At 66.2% G+C, this 17,591-nt stretch carries 16 protein-coding genes; 8 read left to right on the forward strand and 8 right to left on the reverse strand.

Features of this window, described 5'->3' with window-relative positions:
• The first annotated feature begins 51 nt into the window (after window positions 1-51).
• The 7 genes from D7S89_RS06280 to guaD all read left to right on the forward strand — a co-directional run bounded on the left by D7S89_RS06280 (window position 52) and on the right by guaD (window position 9,986).
• The gene (locus D7S89_RS06280; RefSeq protein ID WP_121276690.1) at window positions 52-1,431 is read left to right on the forward strand and encodes an amidase; all 1,380 of its coding nucleotides are present in this window, start codon (window positions 52-54) and stop codon (window positions 1,429-1,431) included.
• A gap of 94 nt (window positions 1,432-1,525) precedes the next feature.
• Entirely contained in the window at window positions 1,526-2,044 is a 519-nt protein-coding gene (locus D7S89_RS06285; RefSeq protein ID WP_121276692.1) for a disulfide bond formation protein B, read from the forward strand.
• A gap of 386 nt (window positions 2,045-2,430) precedes the next feature.
• Window positions 2,431-3,999: a xanthine dehydrogenase small subunit gene (gene xdhA / locus D7S89_RS06290; RefSeq protein WP_121276694.1), complete on the forward strand. Its 1,569-nt coding sequence runs from the start codon at window positions 2,431-2,433 to the stop codon at window positions 3,997-3,999.
• On the forward strand, window positions 3,996-6,428 hold the full coding sequence (xdhB, locus tag D7S89_RS06295) for a xanthine dehydrogenase molybdopterin binding subunit (RefSeq protein ID WP_121276695.1): 2,433 nt from the start codon (window positions 3,996-3,998) through the stop codon (window positions 6,426-6,428). Before xdhA ends, xdhB begins: the two co-directional genes overlap by 4 nt.
• A 38-nt stretch (window positions 6,429-6,466) precedes the next feature.
• Window positions 6,467-7,579: a xanthine dehydrogenase accessory protein XdhC gene (gene xdhC / locus D7S89_RS06300; RefSeq protein WP_121276697.1), complete on the forward strand. Its 1,113-nt coding sequence runs from the start codon at window positions 6,467-6,469 to the stop codon at window positions 7,577-7,579.
• A complete protein-coding gene (locus D7S89_RS06305; protein WP_121276699.1) occupies window positions 7,560-8,585 on the forward strand; it encodes an adenosine deaminase in 1,026 nt (341 codons plus the stop codon). The genes xdhC and D7S89_RS06305 overlap by 20 nt, the downstream gene beginning before the upstream one ends.
• Window positions 8,586-8,669: 84 nt before the next feature.
• Window positions 8,670-9,986 carry a guanine deaminase gene (guaD, locus tag D7S89_RS06310; RefSeq protein WP_121276701.1) on the forward strand — a complete coding sequence of 439 codons (1,317 nt, stop codon included), beginning with the start codon at window positions 8,670-8,672 and terminating at the stop codon, window positions 9,984-9,986.
• A gap of 125 nt (window positions 9,987-10,111) precedes the next feature.
• On the opposite strand, the gene D7S89_RS06315 is transcribed toward guaD, so the two are convergent.
• Window positions 10,112-11,359 (reverse strand): NAD(P)/FAD-dependent oxidoreductase, encoded by a 1,248-nt coding sequence (locus D7S89_RS06315; RefSeq protein WP_121276703.1) that lies wholly within the window; start codon window positions 11,357-11,359, stop codon window positions 10,112-10,114.
• A gap of 156 nt (window positions 11,360-11,515) precedes the next feature.
• On the opposite strand from D7S89_RS06315, the gene D7S89_RS06320 reads away from it, so the two are divergent.
• Complete coding sequence (locus D7S89_RS06320; protein WP_425470743.1) at window positions 11,516-12,250, forward strand: class I SAM-dependent methyltransferase; 735 nt, start codon at window positions 11,516-11,518, stop codon at window positions 12,248-12,250.
• On the opposite strand, the gene D7S89_RS06325 is transcribed toward D7S89_RS06320, so the two are convergent.
• From D7S89_RS06325 to D7S89_RS06355, 7 genes are all read right to left on the reverse strand, one after another.
• Window positions 12,247-12,765, reverse strand: coding sequence for a DUF2846 domain-containing protein (locus D7S89_RS06325; protein WP_121276705.1), 519 nt, complete (start codon window positions 12,763-12,765; stop codon window positions 12,247-12,249). The two genes, D7S89_RS06320 and D7S89_RS06325, sit on opposite strands and share 4 nt — an antisense overlap.
• 90 nt (window positions 12,766-12,855) lie before the next feature.
• The gene (locus D7S89_RS06330; protein ID WP_121276707.1) at window positions 12,856-13,305 is read right to left on the reverse strand and encodes an excinuclease ABC subunit A; all 450 of its coding nucleotides are present in this window, start codon (window positions 13,303-13,305) and stop codon (window positions 12,856-12,858) included.
• 72 nt (window positions 13,306-13,377) lie between these two features.
• Window positions 13,378-13,809, reverse strand: coding sequence for a heavy metal-binding domain-containing protein (locus D7S89_RS06335; protein WP_121276709.1), 432 nt, complete (start codon window positions 13,807-13,809; stop codon window positions 13,378-13,380).
• A 64-nt stretch (window positions 13,810-13,873) separates the two neighbouring features.
• A complete protein-coding gene (locus D7S89_RS06340; RefSeq protein WP_121276711.1) occupies window positions 13,874-15,121 on the reverse strand; it encodes a beta-ketoacyl-[acyl-carrier-protein] synthase family protein in 1,248 nt (415 codons plus the stop codon).
• Window positions 15,118-16,344, reverse strand: coding sequence for a beta-ketoacyl-ACP synthase (locus tag D7S89_RS06345; RefSeq protein ID WP_121276713.1), 1,227 nt, complete (start codon window positions 16,342-16,344; stop codon window positions 15,118-15,120). The genes D7S89_RS06340 and D7S89_RS06345 overlap by 4 nt, the downstream gene beginning before the upstream one ends.
• Window positions 16,344-17,072 carry a 3-ketoacyl-ACP reductase FabG2 gene (locus D7S89_RS06350; protein ID WP_121276715.1) on the reverse strand — a complete coding sequence of 243 codons (729 nt, stop codon included), beginning with the start codon at window positions 17,070-17,072 and terminating at the stop codon, window positions 16,344-16,346. The genes D7S89_RS06345 and D7S89_RS06350 overlap by 1 nt, the downstream gene beginning before the upstream one ends.
• On the reverse strand, window positions 17,069-17,566 hold the full coding sequence (locus D7S89_RS06355) for a hotdog family protein (RefSeq protein ID WP_121277325.1): 498 nt from the start codon (window positions 17,564-17,566) through the stop codon (window positions 17,069-17,071). The genes D7S89_RS06350 and D7S89_RS06355 overlap by 4 nt, the downstream gene beginning before the upstream one ends.
• Window positions 17,567-17,591: the final 25 nt, after the last annotated feature.

Consider the following 17,591-nt stretch of genomic DNA (forward strand, 5'->3'; position numbering starts at 1 on the left):
GCCCGCCCCTGGCCGCCCTGTTCCGCTGGATTTGCCACACGAATCGACACCATGCCGACCGCATTCGCTCCGTTTCCGCCGCTCTCCCGCCTCGCCGCCGATCTCGCATCCGGCCGGACCACGAGCCGCGCGCTCGTCGATACCGCGCTCGAGCGCATCGCCGATCCCGCGGGCCAGGGCTCGACCGTCTTCATGCAAGTCGATGCCGACCGAGCGCGCGCCGCTGCCGAAGCGCACGACCACCTGCGCGCGGCTGGCACGGTGCTGTCGCCGCTGGCGGGCATTCCGGTGTCGATCAAAGATCTGTTCGACATCGCGGGACAGACAACGCGCGCGGGCTCGACCGCGCTCGCCGACGCACCGCCCGCGCAAGCCGATGCGCCCGCCGTCGCGCGCTTGCGCCGTGCCGGCGCGATCATCGTGGGCCGCACCAACATGACGGAATTCGCGTTCTCGGGGCTCGGCCTCAACCCGCATTACGGCACGCCGCTTTCGCCGTACCGGCGCGGCGAACCGGGGGAGGCGCGCATCGCGGGCGGCTCGTCCTCGGGTGCGGCGGCGTCCGTTGCCGACGGCATGGCTGCCGTCGCACTGGGCAGCGATACAGGCGGCTCGATCCGCATTCCGGCCGCGCTGTGCGGCCTGACGGGCTTCAAGCCCACCGCGAACCGCATCCCGCGCGAAGGCGCCGTGCCGCTCTCGAGGACGCTCGACTCGTTCGGCCCGATCGGCGTCTCGGTGGCCTGCTGTGCGCTCGTCGATCGGATTCTCGCCGGACTCGAACCGCGCGTCCCGGCCGCGCGCCCGCTCGAAGGCGTACGGCTCGGCGTGCTCACCCATTACGTGACCGACGACGTCGAACCGAGCGTCGCACAAGCCGTCGATGCCGCGCTCAAGCACCTCGAGGCAGCCGGCGCGATCCTGATCGACGTCCGCTTTGCGCCGCTCGAGCGCTGGGCGCAAATCAATCGCTTCACGCTGGCCGCCATCGAAGCGTACGCGTGGCACCGGCCGCTGCTGGCCGCGCACCGCGACCGCTACGACCCGCGCGTGCTCGTGCGCATCATGAAGGGCGAGGCCGCGCGCGCCGTCGATTACCTCGATTTGCTCGCCGAGCGCGCCGCCCTGTTCGAGGCCGCCGAAACGGCGCTATGGCGACCGTTCGACGCGATCGTCGCGCCGACCGTGCCGATCGTGCCGCCGCGCGTGGCCGATTGCGATCGTGACGACGCGCAATTCGCGCGCATCAACGCGCTCATGCTGCGCAACCCCAGTGTGTTCAATATGCTCGACGCCTGCGCGGTGTCGCTGCCATGCCATGCTCGCGACACGGCCCCAGTCGGCCTGACGTTGGCCGCGGGGCCTCATCGCGACGATGCGCTGCTCGCCACGGCGCTGGCCGTCGAACGCGTCCTCAACACGATTCGGTGAAAGCCGAGCCAACCCAAGACCAAGAAATACCGCTCTGCGAACTTCATACGAAGCACACTAGAATGCAACCGTTCTCCATCCGGACCCTGCCCTCATGATCGAATCCCTGCTGCTACGCCGCGAGCGCCGCTTGCTCATCCTGCTCGGTCTCGTCTGCCTCGGCCTCATCGCCGGCGCGCTTTACCTCCAGTTCGTCAAACACGAAGATCCGTGCCCGCTGTGCATCATCCAGCGCTATTTCTTTCTGTTGATCGCACTCTTCGCGTTCGCCGGTGCTACGCGCAAGGGCTGGGGCGCCGTTACGACGTTCGAGGCGCTGATCGCGATCGTGGCGGCCGCTGGCATCGGTACAGCCGCGAAGCATCTGTTCATTCAACTGAACCCTGGCTTCAGCTGCGGCTTCGACGCGTTGCAGCCGGTCGTCGACAGCCTGCCGCCCGCCCACTGGCTGCCCAGCGTGTTCAAGGTCGCCGGCCTGTGCGAAACGGTCTATCCGCCGATTCTCGGCGTCCTGCTGCCGGGCTGGGCGCTGATCGCGTTCGTCTTGATGTTCGTCCCTGTTGCTGCACGGCTGTGGCGTCGCCGTGGCCGCCGGCATCTGAACGCGGCGTAAGGTTTCGCTCGCCGGGCGCCCGAGCCCGGCGCAGGCTGGCGGTGAGCCGAACGCGTCCCGCCGCCTTTTTGTTCCGCCCCCTCGCCTCGCGGCGGCCTCGTGTAAACCCCTACCCGATTCGTCCGACCGCTCACCCGCATGAGCCGGTGCCCCGCCGCGCCCCGGCCCATGCGGCTTGCGGCGTTCGCCCCTGCCGCAACTTCGCCGCGCCCTACGCGCCGTACCAACGTCATGACCCCACGCTGATAACCCCCATCACCGCTCGGCGATCTTTTCGGGAGATGACGGTGCTATCTTGTGTCATGGATGGCGATCCACGTGCGCGAGGCCGGCCCAGGCCCGCCAGCGTAACGCGCGCCTGATCCGCTCCTGCCCTGGATTCGGCCATGACGACGCATCCCATCCGCTTCTACTACCGCGGCGAGATCCGTGAAGTACACGGCGCTCCCATCACGCGCACAGTGCTCCAGCATCTGCGCGAGGACCTCGCCTGCACCGGCACCAAGGAAGGCTGCGGCGAAGGTGACTGCGGTGCGTGCACGGTCGTCGTGGGCTCGCTCGACGCGAACGATGCGCTGTCCCTGCGGGCCGTCAATGCCTGCATTCAGTTTCTGCCGACGCTCGATGGCCGCGCTTTGTTCACGGTCGAGGACTTGCGCGCTGCCGACGGTACGCTGCATCCGGTACAACGCGCGCTCGTCGATTGCCATGCGTCGCAGTGCGGGTTTTGCACACCCGGATTCGCGATGTCGATGTGGGCGCTGTACGAGAACCGGCCTTTGGACGCCGCACTGCCGACACGCGACGAGATCGCGACCGCGCTGTCGGGCAATCTATGTCGCTGCACCGGCTACCGCCCGATCGTCGATGCGGCCGTGAACATGTTCGTCACGTCCGACGGTGCGCCACGTCCGATGCTGGCACGCGTGCCGGTCATTGCAGCGCTCAAGACCCTCGCTCGCACGAACACGCTCGACTATGCCGGACCCGATGCGCGCGGCGCCGCCTACGGTACTCGCCGCTTCTGGGCACCGCGCACCGTCGACGCATTGGCCGCGCTGCGCGCTGCACATCCCGAGGCACGCATCGTCGCGGGCAGCACCGATGTCGGCCTCTGGGTCACCAAGCAGTTGCGCGATCCCGGCGATCTCCTCTACACCGGCAACGTCGCCGAGCTCACGCGCATCGAGCGCGATGCCGATTGGCTCGCGATCGGCGCGGCCGCCACGCTGGAGGACGCCTATGCCGCGCTCGTCGCCGACTATCCGGTACTGGCCGAATTCGCGCGGCGTTTCGCCTCGCTGCCGATACGCCAGGCCGGCACGCTCGGCGGCAATGTCGCGAACGGTTCGCCGATCGGTGATTCGATGCCCGTGCTGATCGCGCTCGGCGCGCAAGTGGTGCTGCGTCGCGCGCAAGCGACGCGCGTGCTGCCGCTCGATGCGTTCTACCTCGGCTATCAGAAGGCGGCGCTCGAAGCCGGCGAATTCGTCGTCGCGCTACGCGTACCGCGCCCGGTACCGAATCGTCTGTTCCGCGCCTACAAGGTTTCCAAACGCTTCGATCAGGACATCTCGGCCGTCTGCGGCGCCTTTTCGCTCGAGCTCGCGAACGGGCACATCGCCTCGGCCCGCGTGGCATTTGGCGGCATGGCCGCCACGCCCAAGCGCGCGTTGCACGCCGAAGCCTCGCTAACCGGCTCGCTGTGGGATCAAGCCTGCGTCTCGCGCGCGATGGACGCGCTCGCGCACGACTATGCGCCATTGACCGACCTGCGCGCGACGAGCCGCTACCGCACGCGCATCGCACGTAATCTGCTGCTGCGCTTCTACCTCGAAACGCGCGAGCAAGCGCCTCTTTCGGGCGGCGAAGTCGATGCGTTCGCGTTCGACGTCCAGACGCTGGCGGCGCCATTGCCTGGGCAGACGAGCGCGAGCGAGAAGGAGTCGCGATGAATCCGTCCACTGAAACGGCACCGGCGAGCCACGAGCAAGAAGCGGCGATCGGTGCGCCGCTGCCGCACGAATCGGCCGAGCTGCACGTGTCTGGCGAGGCTTGCTACACCGACGATCTGCCCGAGCTCGCGGGCACGCTGCATGCGGCATTGGGATTGTCGCGCCATGCGCACGCGCGCATCGTGTCGCTCGATCTGCGCGCGGTGCGTGAAGCGCCAGGCGTCGTTGCCGTGTTGACGGCTGCCGACATTCCCGGCGAAAACAACTGCGGCCCCGTCGTGCACGACGATCCGATCCTCGCCATCGATACCGTGCAGTATCTGGGGCAGCCGATCTTCGCCGTCGTCGCGCGCACCCATGAGCTCGCACGCCGCGCGGCGGCACTCGCCAAGAGCGACGACGTCGTGCGCTACGCCGAACTCGAAGCCGTGCTGACGGCCGCAGCCGCACGAGACCGCAAATCGTACGTGCTGCCACCGCTGCATCTCGAGCGCGGCGCGCCGGCCCGCAACATCGCGGCTGCACCGTATCGGCTCGCCGGCGAATTCGAAGTCGGCGGTCAGGAGCAGTTTTACCTCGAAAGCCAGGTCGCCTATGCGGTTCCGAAGGAAGGCGGCAGCATGCTCGTCTACAGCTCGACGCAGCATCCGAGCGAGATGCAGCAGGTCGTCGCGCATATGCTCGACTGGCCCGCGAACCACGTCACATGCGAATGCCGCCGAATGGGGGGTGGCTTCGGCGGCAAGGAATCGCAGTCGGCGGTGTTCGCGTGCCTAGCCGCGCTCGCCGCGCACAAGCTGCAACGGCCCGTGAAGCTGCGCCCCGATCGCGACGACGACTTCATGATCACCGGCAAGCGGCACGACGCGGTCTATCGCTACGAAGCAGGCTTCGATGATGAGGGCCGCATCCTCGGTGCACGCATCGAGATCGCGTTGCGGGCCGGCTACTCGGCCGACCTGTCCGGCGCCGTTGCCACGCGCGCGCTATGTCACGTCGACAATGCCTATTTCCTGCCCGACGTCGAGATCATCGCGTTGAGTTGCAAGACCAACACGCAATCGAACACGGCCTTCCGCGGCTTCGGCGGGCCGCAAGGCGCGCTCGTCACCGAGGTCATGATGGATGGCATCGCACGCACGCTCGGGCGCGATCCCCTCGATGTGCGCATGGCCAACTACTACGGCATCGGTGAACGCGATGTCACGCCCTACGGCCAGCGCGTCGAGGACAACATCCTCGCGCCGCTGACGGCGCAGTTGCTGGCGTCGAGCGACTACCACGCACGCCGCCGCGCGCTCGCGCAATTCAACGCGACGAGCCCGGTGCTCAAGCGCGGCCTCGCCTTCACGCCCGTCAAGTTCGGGATCTCGTTCAACGTGCCGTTCCTCAATCAGGCTGGGGCGCTCGTGCACGTGTACCGGGACGGCTCGGTGCTCGTCAATCACGGCGGCACCGAGATGGGCCAGGGCTTGAATACGAAGGTCGCGCAAGTGGTCGCGAACGAGTTCGGCTTGCCGCTCACCCAGGTGCGCGTCACCGCGACCGATACGTCGAAGGTGGCGAATACCTCGGCCACGGCCGCCTCGACGGGCAGCGATCTCAACGGCAAAGCCGCGCAAGCGGCCGCGCGCAAGATTCGCGACAGGCTTGCCGAGCTTGTCGCGCGCACGCTCGGCGGCAATGCAGGCGACGTGCGCTTCGAGCACTGCACCGTCTCCACCGTCGACGGGGCGATGCCGTTCACGCAGCTCGTCAACGCGGCCTACCTCGCTCGTGTGCAGCTGTGGTCCGACGGCTTTTACGCGACGCCGAAAGTGCATTGGAATGCGCAGACGCTGCGAGGACATCCGTTCTACTACTTCGCTTATGGCGCGGCTGTCTCGGAGGTCGTCGTCGATACGCTGACGGGCGAATACAAGCTCGTGCGCGCAGACCTGCTGCACGACGTGGGCCAATCGATCAACCCGGCCATCGACCTCGGCCAGATCGAAGGTGGCTTCATTCAAGGCATGGGCTGGCTCACGACCGAAGAGCTGTGGTGGGACCGTGATGGTCGACTGATGACGCACGCGCCGTCGACCTATAAGATCCCCGCTGTCAGCGACACGCCCGCATGCTTCAACGTGCAGATCTATCGCAACGAGAACGTCGAACCCACGGTCTATCTCTCGAAGGCAGTCGGCGAACCGCCGCTGCTGCTGTCGTTCTCGGTGTTCCTCGCGATCGCCGACGCCATCGCGGCCGCCGTACCAGACGCACCCGCGCCACCCGCGCTGCGCGCGCCGGCCACGCCCGAAGCAGTGCTCGATGCGCTCGACGCGCTGGCCGGTGGAGCTTACGATCCCATTGCAACGAATGCTGCCCTATCTACCGATTCGACAACGAACGGTGTGCGCGAGCATGTGTCCGTTTCCGGCACTGATTGACTCCGCTTGACCCCTGCTCGAAACGCAAAAGGAACGCAATGCAACCGTGGCTCTCCGATCTGCAACAGCTGCTCGCGCACGGCGACGCACTCGTACTCGTGACCGTCGCGCGCGTCGAAGGCTCGGCGCCGCGCGAGCCGGGCACGAAGATGATCGTCACGCGTGATGGCGCCCGCCATACGATCGGCGGCGGCCATCTCGAATGGCGCGCCATCGAGATCGCGCGCGAGGTGCTGCGCGACGGCATGCGGGTGCCGCATCTGCGCCGGCTCGAGCGGCTGGCGCTGGGGCCGAGCCTCGGGCAGTGCTGCGGCGGCGCCGTGGTGCTCGCATTCGAGCGGCTCGACGTAGGCGATTTACCGTGGGTCTCGACGCTCGCCAAGCGCTCGCTCGCCGGCATGGCGACGATCCGTAGCGTATCATTCGGCCCTTCGCCGCAGGCCGTGCAGCTTGCCGACGCCGAGGCAGGCGAAGCCGGCCCCGCCTGCCTGCTGTGGGACGGCACGGGCTTCGACGAAAGCAGCGCGCAGCTGACCGAGCGCATCGCGCCACGCGAGTTCCCGGTCGTGCTGTTCGGCGCCGGCCACGTAGGTGCCGCGCTCGTGCGCGTGCTGGCGACGCTGCCGTGTCACGTGCACTGGGTCGACGAACGCGATGCGCAGTTTCCCGCGTCTCTCGCGCCGGGCAAGCTCGCGAACGTGACGATCGACGCCAACGATGCGCCCGACCAGGCTGTCGACCAAGCCGCCCCCGGCACCTACTTCATCGTGATGACGCACAACCACGCGCGCGATCTCGAGCTGGCCGAACGCATCCTGCGCCGCGGCGACTTCGCGTTCTTCGGCATGATCGGCTCGCGCACGAAGCGACGTCAGTTCGAGCACCGGCTCGCCGCGCGTGGCATCGACGAAGCCCGCATCGCGCGCATGATGTGTCCGATCGGCGTCGACGGCATCGAGGACAAATCGCCCGAAGTCATTGCCATCGCAACCGCCGCGCAGGTGCTGCAAGCCGTCGAACGCGAGCGCGCGAAGGCTGAACCCGCCACACCCGCGCCGTTCGCCACGCCCCGCTCCACCGATATCACCCCCGAACGACTGAACCATCGAACGACCGACCCAACGACCGACCATGACACCGACATTCTTTGACAAAATCGCCGGCGCACCGAAGGCCGAGTTGCACATTCATATCGAAGGCTCGCTCGAGCCCGAGCTCATCTTCAAGCTGGCGCAGCGCAACGGCGTGCGCCTGCCCTATGAATCGATCGAGGCACTGCGCGCCGCCTACGCGTTTACCGATCTGCAGTCGTTTCTCGACATCTATTACGCGGGCGCGAGCGTGCTGCTGCACGAGCAGGACTTCTACGACATGACGATGGCCTACGTCGAGCGTGCGCTCGCCGATAACGTCGTGCATACCGAGATCTTCTTCGACCCGCAAACGCACACCGAACGCGGCGTGGCGATCGAAACCGTCGTGGCCGGCATCGAACGCGCGCTCGCCGACGGCGAGAAGCGCGGGTTGTCGAGCAAGCTGATCCTGTGCTTTCTACGACACCTGTCCGAAGAAAGTGCGCTGGCCACCTTCGAGGCCGCGCTGCCGCTGTTCGATCAGTATGCGCATCGTCTCGTCGGCGTCGGTCTCGACTCCTCGGAACAAGGCAATCCGCCGTCGAAATTCGCGCGCGTGTTCGCCAAGGCGCGTGAGCGCGGCCTGAAGCTCGTCGCGCACGCCGGCGAGGAAGGTCCGCCCGCCTACGTCGAGCAAGCGCTGGACCTGCTCAAGGTCGATCGCATCGACCACGGCGTGCGCAGCATCGAAAGCCCCACGCTCGTCAAACGGCTCGCGGACACACGCATCGCGTTGACCGTCTGCCCGCTCTCGAACCTGAAGCTGTGCGTGTTCGACGACTTGAAGCAGCACACGCTGAAGTCGCTGCTCGCGCAAGGCGTGGCCGTGACCATCAACTCCGACGATCCGGCCTATTTCGGCGGCTACGTCAACACCAATTACCTCGCCACGGTCGAAGCTCTCGGGCTCGCCGACGCCGAGGTCTACACGATCATCCGCAACGGTTTCGAAGCTTCGTTCGTCACGCCCGCGGCGCGCGACGCGCTGCTCGCGAAACTCGATGCGTACTGGCGCAGCCACTAGTCGGCGGAGCCACTCGTCGGCACGGCGACCAGCGCACGTACGCGCGGGCACCCCTTTGTCAGCTTTTGAGGAAATGTATCGACCATGAGTCAAACCGACCAGCGTATCGCCTATCGCGCGAAGCTCCTGACCTTCAAGGGCGACCCGGCCCTCGACGCCGATGCTGCGGTGTTCGATGACGACGGACTGCTCGTCGTCGAACACGGGCGCGTGGTGGCCGCGGGCGCGTATGCGGCGCTCAAGCACCATGTCACGTCCGAGACCGAAGTGCGTGAACTGCGCGACAAGCTGATCGTGCCCGGCTTCATCGATACGCACGTGCACTACCCGCAGACCGACATGATCGCGTCACCGGCCACGGGGCTGCTGCCGTGGCTCGAGACGTACACGTTCCCCACCGAGCGCCGCTTCGCCGATACCGCCTATGCGCAGGACACGGCCAACTTCTTCGTCGACCAGCTGCTCGCCTGCGGCACGACGACGGCGCTCGTCTACTGCACCGTGCATAAACAGTCGGCCGATGCGCTGTTTTCGGCCAGCGAAGCGCGCAATCTGCGCATGATCGCAGGCAAGGTGCTGATGGATCGTCACTGCCCCGAGTTCCTGCGCGACACGGCCCAGTCGGGCTACGACGACAGCGCCGAGCTGATCGCGCGCTGGCACGGCCGCGGCCGTCAGCTGTATGCGTTGACGCCGCGCTTCGCGCCGACCTCGACGCACGAACAGCTCGAAGCGTGCAGCGCGCTCGCCAAGGCGCATCCCGATGTATTCATCCAGAGTCACGTCGCCGAGAACGTCGACGAGGTCAAGTGGGTCGCCGAGCTGTTCCCAGGCCATCGCAGCTACCTCGATGTGTACGAGCACTACGGCCTGCTGCGTCGGCGCGCCGTGTATGGCCACTGCATCTATCTCGACGACGAGGACCGCGCGCGCATGGCGGACACGGGTGCCGTCGCATCACATTGTCCGACCTCGAACCTGTTCCTCGGCAGCGGTCTGTTCGACTTCGAAAAGGCCGGCCGCGCAGGCATGCCCGTCGCGCTCGGCACCGACGTCGGTGGCGGCACGTCGTTTTCGATGCTGCAGACGATGAACGAGGCGCACAAGGTCGCACGCATGACCGGCCATACGCTGAGCGCCACGCGCATGTTCTGGCTGGCGACGGCCGGCGCCGCGCAGGCACTCGATCTCGCCGATACGGTCGGCACGCTCGCGCCGGGGAGCGAGGCCGACTTCGTCGTGCTCGATGACCAAGCGACGCCGCTGCTCGCACGCCGCACGGCACGCGCCGAATCGCTCGAAGAGTGGCTGTTCGCGCTGGCCCTGCTCGGCGACGATCGCGCCGTCCACGCGACGTATGCCGCTGGCCAGTGCGTGCATCGGCGCGACGCGGGCCGCTGAGCTTCGAACCTCTGCTCGCTTGCGCAAAAGCGAACGGCGCCTGGAAACACCAGGCGCCGTTCGTCGCTTCAGCCGACATCGACCCGCCCACTTCAGATTTCTACATGGCCGGGCACTCGCCGACTTCAATCCATCGTGCAAACTTCGTGCAGCGTATTGAGGCGTCGCTCGGGATCGGCCACGTACGGATTCGTCTCGTCCCACGCATAGCCGGCCAGCACCGCACAGATCATGCGGCGAATCGAAGGCGTCTGCTGCTCGTAGAAGATGATGTCTTGCAGTTCGCCCGTGTACCAGCGCTCGACGAACGCGCGGAACGTATCGATGCCCTTGCGCAGCGGCACGTCGTAGTCGGCCATCCAGTCGACGCGCTCGCCGTCGAACTGACGCAGCAGCGCGTGCGCAGCCATATGCGCCGAGCGCAGCGCGATCGTCACACCCGACGAGAACACGGGGTCGAGGAACTCGCCCGCGTTGCCGAGCAGCGCGTAGCCGGGGCCGTGCAAGCGTTCGACGTTCGCTGCGTAGCCGCCGATTTGGCGTACCGGCATCAAGAACGGTGCATCGCCGAACCGCTTGGCGACGGTCGGTTCGCCGCGCATGAGCTCACGCAGGGTCGCCTCGCGGGCGGCTTCGGGCACATCGAGGAACGATGCGTCGGCCACGCAGCCGACCGACGTGCGGCCGTTCGCGAGCGGAATCATCCAGTACCAGACGTCGCGCCGCTCGGGGTGGATCGCCACGCAGATCTTGTTGCGGTCCATGCTGCCGGCCGGCAGCGCGTCAAGCACGTGCGAGAACAGCGCGGCGCGCGTGGGCATGCCCGTCGGCCGCTCGAGATCGAGCAGGCGCGGCAGCACACGGCCGAAACCGCTTGCATCGAGCACGAACCGTGCATGCACGCGGTAGCGGTTGCCCGCTTCGTCGCTTACATCGAGCTTGGGCGCGTCACCGGTCTCGATCGCCTGCACGGTATGGCCGAAGCGTACCTGCGCGCCCTGCTCGGCCGCGCGGCGAATCAGCACCTCGTCGAACACCGCGCGTTCGACCTGATAAGTCGTGCCCCAACCCTCGGAATGTTTATCGCGGAAATCGAACGTCGACGTCTTGTCGCCCGACACGAAGGCAGCGCCGTTCTTGTACTGGAAGCCGGCTTCGACCACGGCTTGCAGCATGCCGGCCTCTTCGAGGTAAGCCATGCTTTGCGGCAACAGGCTCTCGCCGATCGAAAAGCGCGGGAAATGCTGGCGCTCGAGCACGAGCACCGAGCGGCCGGCGCGCGTAAGCAGCGCCGAGGCGATTGCACCGGCCGGCCCTGCGCCGATGATGGCTACGTCGACTTGCACGTCGTCTTGCGGTAATGCGTTGTTCATCTATGCCTCTGTTCGTCTAGTTCGTCTTTCTCGACGTGTTGCTGCGTCCTTTCGTCACGGCATCTACTTCCATCCCCGACTGCCGAGCACGATGCGACGAGTTGCCATTACAATCGCCGGCGCTACAAGAACAATTCGCCTGCGGGGGAATACCACGTGTCAATCAAGTCACTTGCTGCCGTACGCGCGTCCGTCCCGTTCGTACCCGAAACGGCGTTCGGCGTCTGGTTTCTGCGCACCTACACCTGGGAACATCATGTGTTGCGGGTCGCCATCGACGATCTCAAACGGCTCATCGATGGGCCGCTGCCCGATGCGCCCGTCATCGTCGACGTCGGCTGCGGCCAGGGCATTTCGTTCAAGCTGCTCGCCCAAGCATTCGCCCCGCAGCGCATCGTCGGCATCGACTACCACGAGCCGTCGCTCGCGCTCGCACGCGACGCCGCGCAACAGGTGGGCACCGAAATCGAGCTGCTGCATGGCGACTGCGCCGCGCTGCCGTTGCCCGATGCATGCGCCGACATCGTGTTCTGCCATCAAACGTTCCATCATCTGGTGGAGCAAGAGCGTGCGCTCGCCGAGTTTCATCGTGTGTTGAAGCCGGGCGGCCTGCTGCTGTTCGCCGAATCGACCGACGCCTACATCAAGTCGTGGGTCATCCGTCTGCTGTTCCGTCATCCGATGCATGTGCAAAAGAGCGCCGATGGTTATCTCGCCATGCTGCGCGAAGGCGGCTTCGCGTTTGGCCGGGAAAACATTTCGTTGCCCTATCTTTGGTGGAGTCGTGCGAAGGATTTCGGTCTGCTCGAACGGTTGGGTGTGTACACGCCCAAGCCCGGCAAGCGCCGCGAAACGCTCGTCAATGTCGCGGCGCGCAAGGCAGGCGGTTAATCCGCCGCGTCAGCATCCGAATCGTCTGCTGCCTCGGAGGCCGGCTCGCCGGACGCCGGTCGGACGGTGTCCGCGGCATTCCCGTTACCGTCGTAATGAAGCCGCTTCAATTGTCGCCTTGCCGTCCTACGATCGACCAGTTTCGGCACCATTCGGCCACTGGCAGACCCCTTGCTCAGTTGCTCACTCACGTACGCGACTTCCCCCGACTCCACCGTCAGGGACAGCGTCTTTTCGACCTCCGTGCGGATCGAAACGGTGTGCTGTCCGGCGGGAACGTCTACGTAGAAAAAGCCTCTGGGCTTCGCAGATCCAACTTTCTTTCCGTCGAGCATGATGGCAGGCTGAGTCACCTCGCCAGGCAATTCGTTGGATCTGCGGTAAAAGTAGATGCGCCCCTCGTCGGCGACCAATTTCGGCGCCGAGCGACTCACTTTCTTGTACGACTCGCCATGGGCGCAAGCCCCGAGGGCCAAGATGGCGATAATGGCCGCGATTTTTTGGATTCTGGTCATATTTGTTTTTGTCTTTGGGAGGGGTTTGCCCCCCTCCCAAAAGCTTTTTCCAAACCAGCCTGAAGGCCGGCTTTGGACAATTGCTCATGGTTACTTCGTCGTCTTCAAAGTAACGACGTCACCCTTGAGCGTGACGCCTGCCATCAGAGCGCCGGCGCCGCAGGTGTACTCGGTCGCGCTCGCCTTCTCTTTGTCGTAGTAGTTGCTCTTGATGTTGATGACGGCGTTGCCGCCTTCCTTACGCGCGCGCTTTTGCAACTCGAGCACCGCCGACAGGAACACGTGTTGACATGCGGCTTCGTCGCTCTTGCCGAATGCGTTGGTCTTCTTGTTCGCCTGGAATTCGCCGAACTTCTTCACGACGGCCGCGTGCGGCTGGCCTGCGAAGTACAGCCCGATGTCGTCGCCGACCTTCGCTTCGCCGGTCGAACTCTTCAAGGCATCGTCGATCGAGTAGTCATCGATACTGTTGCGCGCAAACGCGTGGGTGGCAGCAAGCGAAGCAGTCAGCACAGCGGCGATCAGCAGATGGCGTTTCATGTTGTTGTTCCTGGTTGTTGTCGGTCAGTGGAGAAAGAGCAGCCCAGGCCGGCATCGAGCCGGCCCTCGGCCTTACTTCGCGTCGAACTTGACGAGTTCGCCTTGAATCTTCAACGCCGCGGCACTCATGCTCGTACCGCAGGCGAATTCGGTCGCCGTCGTGCTGTGGGTCTCATGGAAGCGCGTTTGGATGCCGATGACAGCCGTAGCGCCCTGGTCGTGTGCGTACTCGCGCAGCTCACGCAACGCTTGCGTCATCGCCGTGTTGCAAGACTCGGCCTCGCCGTCGATCTTGCGAGCCACGCGGATCGACTTCGTCACGTTGCCGAGGTCGCTGACGACGGCCGGATGCGCGGCATCGGCGAAGTAGAGCTGGACGGCGTTGTCGCTCTGGGCGGCGTCGAGCACCGGCTGCAGCGGATAGGTCTGCGCATGCGAACGCGCCAGGGCAACCTGTGCAATGCCGGCGAGCAGCGAAACGGCCAGTACGTGCTTGAGTTTCATCAGTTGGACTCCTTGTTTTTATCGTGCGGGTCCCGTTCGGCAGGATTGAACGGACCGCACTCCTTCACGCGCCCTCGAGCGCACCAAACATCAGGCTCGCGCAACTGCCGCCGAACCCGAATGAAATCGACATCGCCGTCCGCAACGGCGTCTCGCGCGTCACGCGCACGAGCGGCAGATCGCCCACGCATGCGTCGAGCGTATCGATGCCCACGCTGCCGGCCATGAAGCCGTCGCGCATCATCAAAAGCGTGTAGATGGCCTCGTGCACCCCCGAGGCCGCCAGCGGATGCCCCGTCAGAGCCTTCACCGACGAGAACGCCGGCACTTGCGCACCGAACACACGCTCGAGCGCGCGCAGCTCTTCGGCGTCGCCGAGCGGCGTCGACGGCGCGTGCGTGTTGACGTAGTCGGGCAAGACAGCCGCTTCGTCGAGCGCCGTCTGCATCGCACGCGCAATACCAGCCGCACCGGGCGCGACCATCGTCACGACGTCGGTCGCCTGCCCGAAACCCGTCAGCTCCGCATAGATGCGCGCGCCGCGCGCACGCGCGTGCGTGAGCGACTCGAGCACGAGTACGCCGGCCCCGGAGGCGATCACGAAGCCGTCGCGCGCCGCATCGTACGGACGCGACGCACGCTGCGGCGTGTCGTTGAAGCCGCGCGAGAGCGCCCCCATCGCATCGAACATCAGCGTGTAGTTGTCATACAGCTCTTCGCTGCCGCCCGTGAGCACGACATCTTGCAGCCCCGCGCGAATCAGCTGCATAGCCTGGCCGATCGCCAGCGCCGATGTCGTGCAGGCCGACGAAGGCGAATAGGTCACGCCCTCGAGCCCGAACAGATGGGCGAGGTTGGCCGACACGGTGCTGCTCATCGCCTTGGGCACCGTGTACGGCGGGGCTTTCTCGACACCGCGCTGCTCGACCAGCGTCACGGCCGCATCGTAGGACGACAGCGCGCCGCTGCCCGAGCCGATCACGGCACCGGCGCGCGGCGTGCGCAGCGCATCGGCATCAAGACCCGCATCGTCGACGGCGAGGCGCGCGGCATGGCATGCGAAGCGTGCGGTATCGCCCATGAAGCGCTCGTACTTGCGCGCGAACGCCGGTTCGTCCACCACCGATGCCGCGCCCGCGACATGGCTGCCGAAGCCGCGTTCACGCCACGCATCGACATGCACGATCCCCGAGCGGCCCGCGCGCAACGCGTCGGCCACGCCATCGAGCCTGTTGCCGAGGCACGAGACGATCCCCATGCCGGTGACGACGACGCGCTCGCGATGGCGATCGCGCGATTGGAGTCCGCTCATCGCACGCGCTTGAAGATCAGCGACGTGTTGATGCCGCCGAACGCAAAGTTGTTGCTCATCACATACTCGGCGTCGATCGTGCGGCCCTCGTGCATGATGTAATCGAGCGGCGCGCAGGCGGGATCGACATCGAGCAGGTTCAGCGTCGGCGCGTACCAGTTGCGCTTCATCATCTCGATCGTCCACCACGCTTCGAGCCCGCCACACGCGCCCAGCGTATGGCCGACGTAACTCTTGAGCGAGCTGATCGGCATCGCATTGCCGAAGATTTGCGCGGTCGCGGCGCTCTCGGCCACGTCGCCGCGATCGGTCGACGTGCCGTGCGCGTTCACGTACGCGATCGCCTCGGGCGCGAGCTCGGCATCGTCGAGCGCGAACCGCATCGCGCGCGCCATCGTCTCCGCCGTCGGCTGCGTCATGTGCGCACCGTCGGAGTTGCAGCCGAAGCCGACGATCTCCGCGTGGATCGTCGCGCCGCGTGCGCGGGCGTGCTCGTACTCCTCGAGCACGAGCGTCGCGGCGCCTTCGCCGACGACGAGGCCGTCACGTTTGGCATCGAACGGCCGTGGCGTCAGGTGCGGCTCGTCGTTGCGCGTGCTCGTCGCATACAGCGTGTCGAACACGGCCACGGCCGGCCCCGACAGCTCCTCGGCCCCCCCCGCGAGCATCAACGTCTGCTTGCCGGTCGCGATGTTCTCGTACGCATAGCCGATCGCCTGGCTACCCGATGCGCAGGCGCACGACGTCGGCACGATGCGGCCTTTCAGATCCCAGAACAGGCTCACGTTGACGGCCGTCGTGTGCGGCATCATCTGCACGTAGCTGTTCGAAGTCACGTCCTGCATCGAGCCCGTCTCGAGCATCGTGCCGAACGCGCGAATCGGCTGGACGGAGCCCGACGACGAGCCATAGGCGACGCCCATGCGGCCGTCGGCAATGGAAGCGTCGCCGAGCAGGCCCGCGTCTTCGAGCGCCATCTCGCTTGCGCGCACCGCGTACATCGACACGAGCCCCATCGAGCGCGTCTTCTTGCGCGGATATCCGCCTGGCAGCTCGAACCCGGGCAACGGGCAAGCGAGCCGTGTGTGCAGTGACGAAAAGTAATCCCACTCGGGCATGCGCCGCACCGCGTTGCGTCCGCTGCGCAGCGCCGCTTCGATTTCGTCCCACTGCGTGCCCAGCGCGGTCACGCCGCCCATCCCCGTTACGACGACGCGCTTCATCAGATCATCCCGCCATTCACGCCGATGACCTGCCGCGTGATGTACGACGCGGCATCCGACATCAGAAAGCTCACCGTCGCCGAAACTTCCTCGGGACGGCCGACCCGGCCCATCGGCACGGTCTGCAAGGCATGATCGAGGTGCTGCATCTCGCTCAACATCTCCGTTTCGATGAGGCCCGGCGCCACGCAGTTGACCGTGATGCGCCGCGTGGCGAGCTCGACGGCCAGCGCCTTCGTCGCGCCGATGAGCCCCGCCTTCGCGGCGCTGTAGTTGACCTGGCCGCGATTGCCCATCACGCCCGACACCGAAGCGATCGTGACGATGCGCCCGCCCTGCTTGGCCCGCACCATCGGCATCGTGAGCGGATGCACGACGTTGTAGAAACCATCGAGACCGGTCTCGACGACGGTGTCCCAGTCCTCTTCGGTCAGCGCGGGGAACGCACCGTCACGCGTCACGCCCGCGCACAGCACGATGCCGTAATACGCACCGTTGCGCTCGACATCGGCCTCGAGCTGCGCGCGGCACGCGCCGCGCTCGCGCACGTCGAACTGCAGCACGCCGGCCGTGCCACCCTGGGCGACGATATCGGCCGCCACCGCTTCTGCTTCCGCTCTACCGCTTCTGCAATGCACCGAGACGGCGAAACCGTCGGCAGCCAGTCGATACGCGATCGTGCGGCCAATGCCGCGGCTCGCGCCGGTAACAAGAACGCGACGACTCATGATTGAGTGAAGCTCCCTTCGATGAATGTCTGAAAATCGGTCGGTTGAAACACCTTGATGACCGCCTGCGCAAGACGCTCGCCGTCGCGCGCGCGATCGATCGTGCACTCGTAGGCACCGTGGCCCTCCTCGCTGCGCAGCAATTCGGCCGCGCCGATGCTCAGACGCTCGCCGCGTGCGAATGCGCTCGCGTGCGCCTCGTAGCGGCTCGAACCGAGCAGCACGCCGGGGCGCGCGCGCCCACCGGCACGCATCGCGTTCAGGCCGACGTGCGCCGCAATCGCCTGCGCCATCAGCTCGATGCCGATCCACGCGGGCATCGCGCCAGTCGCGTCGGCATACCAGGCGTCGCTGTCGACAGTGGCGAGCGCCGTCACCGAGGTGTCCGTGCACGCGATGATCTCGTCGACGAGCAGCATGGTGCCGCGATGCGGCAGCACGTCCTCGATCGGCGGAAAGTCGTGAAAGGCCTGCTCGCCGCCTGCTTGCGTCATGGTGGATGTGATCGTGGTCATGGTT

Origin of the sequence: Trinickia fusca (assembly GCF_003628145.1) — a bacterium.
GTDB classification, from domain to species: Bacteria; Pseudomonadota; Gammaproteobacteria; order Burkholderiales; family Burkholderiaceae; genus Trinickia; species Trinickia fusca.

Excerpts from the sequence above, each read along its gene's own strand:
- xdhB (WP_121276695.1), top strand. The coding sequence starts at position 3,996 with ATGAATCCGTCCACTGAAACGGCACCGGCGAGCCACGAGCAAGAAGCG.
- D7S89_RS06330 (WP_121276707.1), bottom strand. The coding sequence starts at position 13,305 with ATGAAACGCCATCTGCTGATCGCCGCTGTGCTGACTGCTTCGCTTGCT.
- D7S89_RS06335 (WP_121276709.1), bottom strand. The coding sequence starts at position 13,809 with ATGAAACTCAAGCACGTACTGGCCGTTTCGCTGCTCGCCGGCATTGCA.
- xdhA (WP_121276694.1), top strand. The coding sequence starts at position 2,431 with ATGACGACGCATCCCATCCGCTTCTACTACCGCGGCGAGATCCGTGAA.
- D7S89_RS06285 (WP_121276692.1), top strand. The coding sequence starts at position 1,526 with ATGATCGAATCCCTGCTGCTACGCCGCGAGCGCCGCTTGCTCATCCTG.
- D7S89_RS06340 (WP_121276711.1), bottom strand. The coding sequence starts at position 15,121 with ATGAGCGGACTCCAATCGCGCGATCGCCATCGCGAGCGCGTCGTCGTC.
- xdhC (WP_121276697.1), top strand. The coding sequence starts at position 6,467 with ATGCAACCGTGGCTCTCCGATCTGCAACAGCTGCTCGCGCACGGCGAC.
- D7S89_RS06315 (WP_121276703.1), bottom strand. The coding sequence starts at position 11,359 with ATGAACAACGCATTACCGCAAGACGACGTGCAAGTCGACGTAGCCATC.
- D7S89_RS06280 (WP_121276690.1), top strand. The coding sequence starts at position 52 with ATGCCGACCGCATTCGCTCCGTTTCCGCCGCTCTCCCGCCTCGCCGCC.
- guaD (WP_121276701.1), top strand. The coding sequence starts at position 8,670 with ATGAGTCAAACCGACCAGCGTATCGCCTATCGCGCGAAGCTCCTGACC.
- D7S89_RS06355 (WP_121277325.1), bottom strand. The coding sequence starts at position 17,566 with ATGACGCAAGCAGGCGGCGAGCAGGCCTTTCACGACTTTCCGCCGATC.
- D7S89_RS06350 (WP_121276715.1), bottom strand. The coding sequence starts at position 17,072 with ATGAGTCGTCGCGTTCTTGTTACCGGCGCGAGCCGCGGCATTGGCCGC.
- D7S89_RS06305 (WP_121276699.1), top strand. The coding sequence starts at position 7,560 with ATGACACCGACATTCTTTGACAAAATCGCCGGCGCACCGAAGGCCGAG.
- D7S89_RS06325 (WP_121276705.1), bottom strand. The coding sequence starts at position 12,765 with ATGACCAGAATCCAAAAAATCGCGGCCATTATCGCCATCTTGGCCCTC.
- D7S89_RS06345 (WP_121276713.1), bottom strand. The coding sequence starts at position 16,344 with ATGAAGCGCGTCGTCGTAACGGGGATGGGCGGCGTGACCGCGCTGGGC.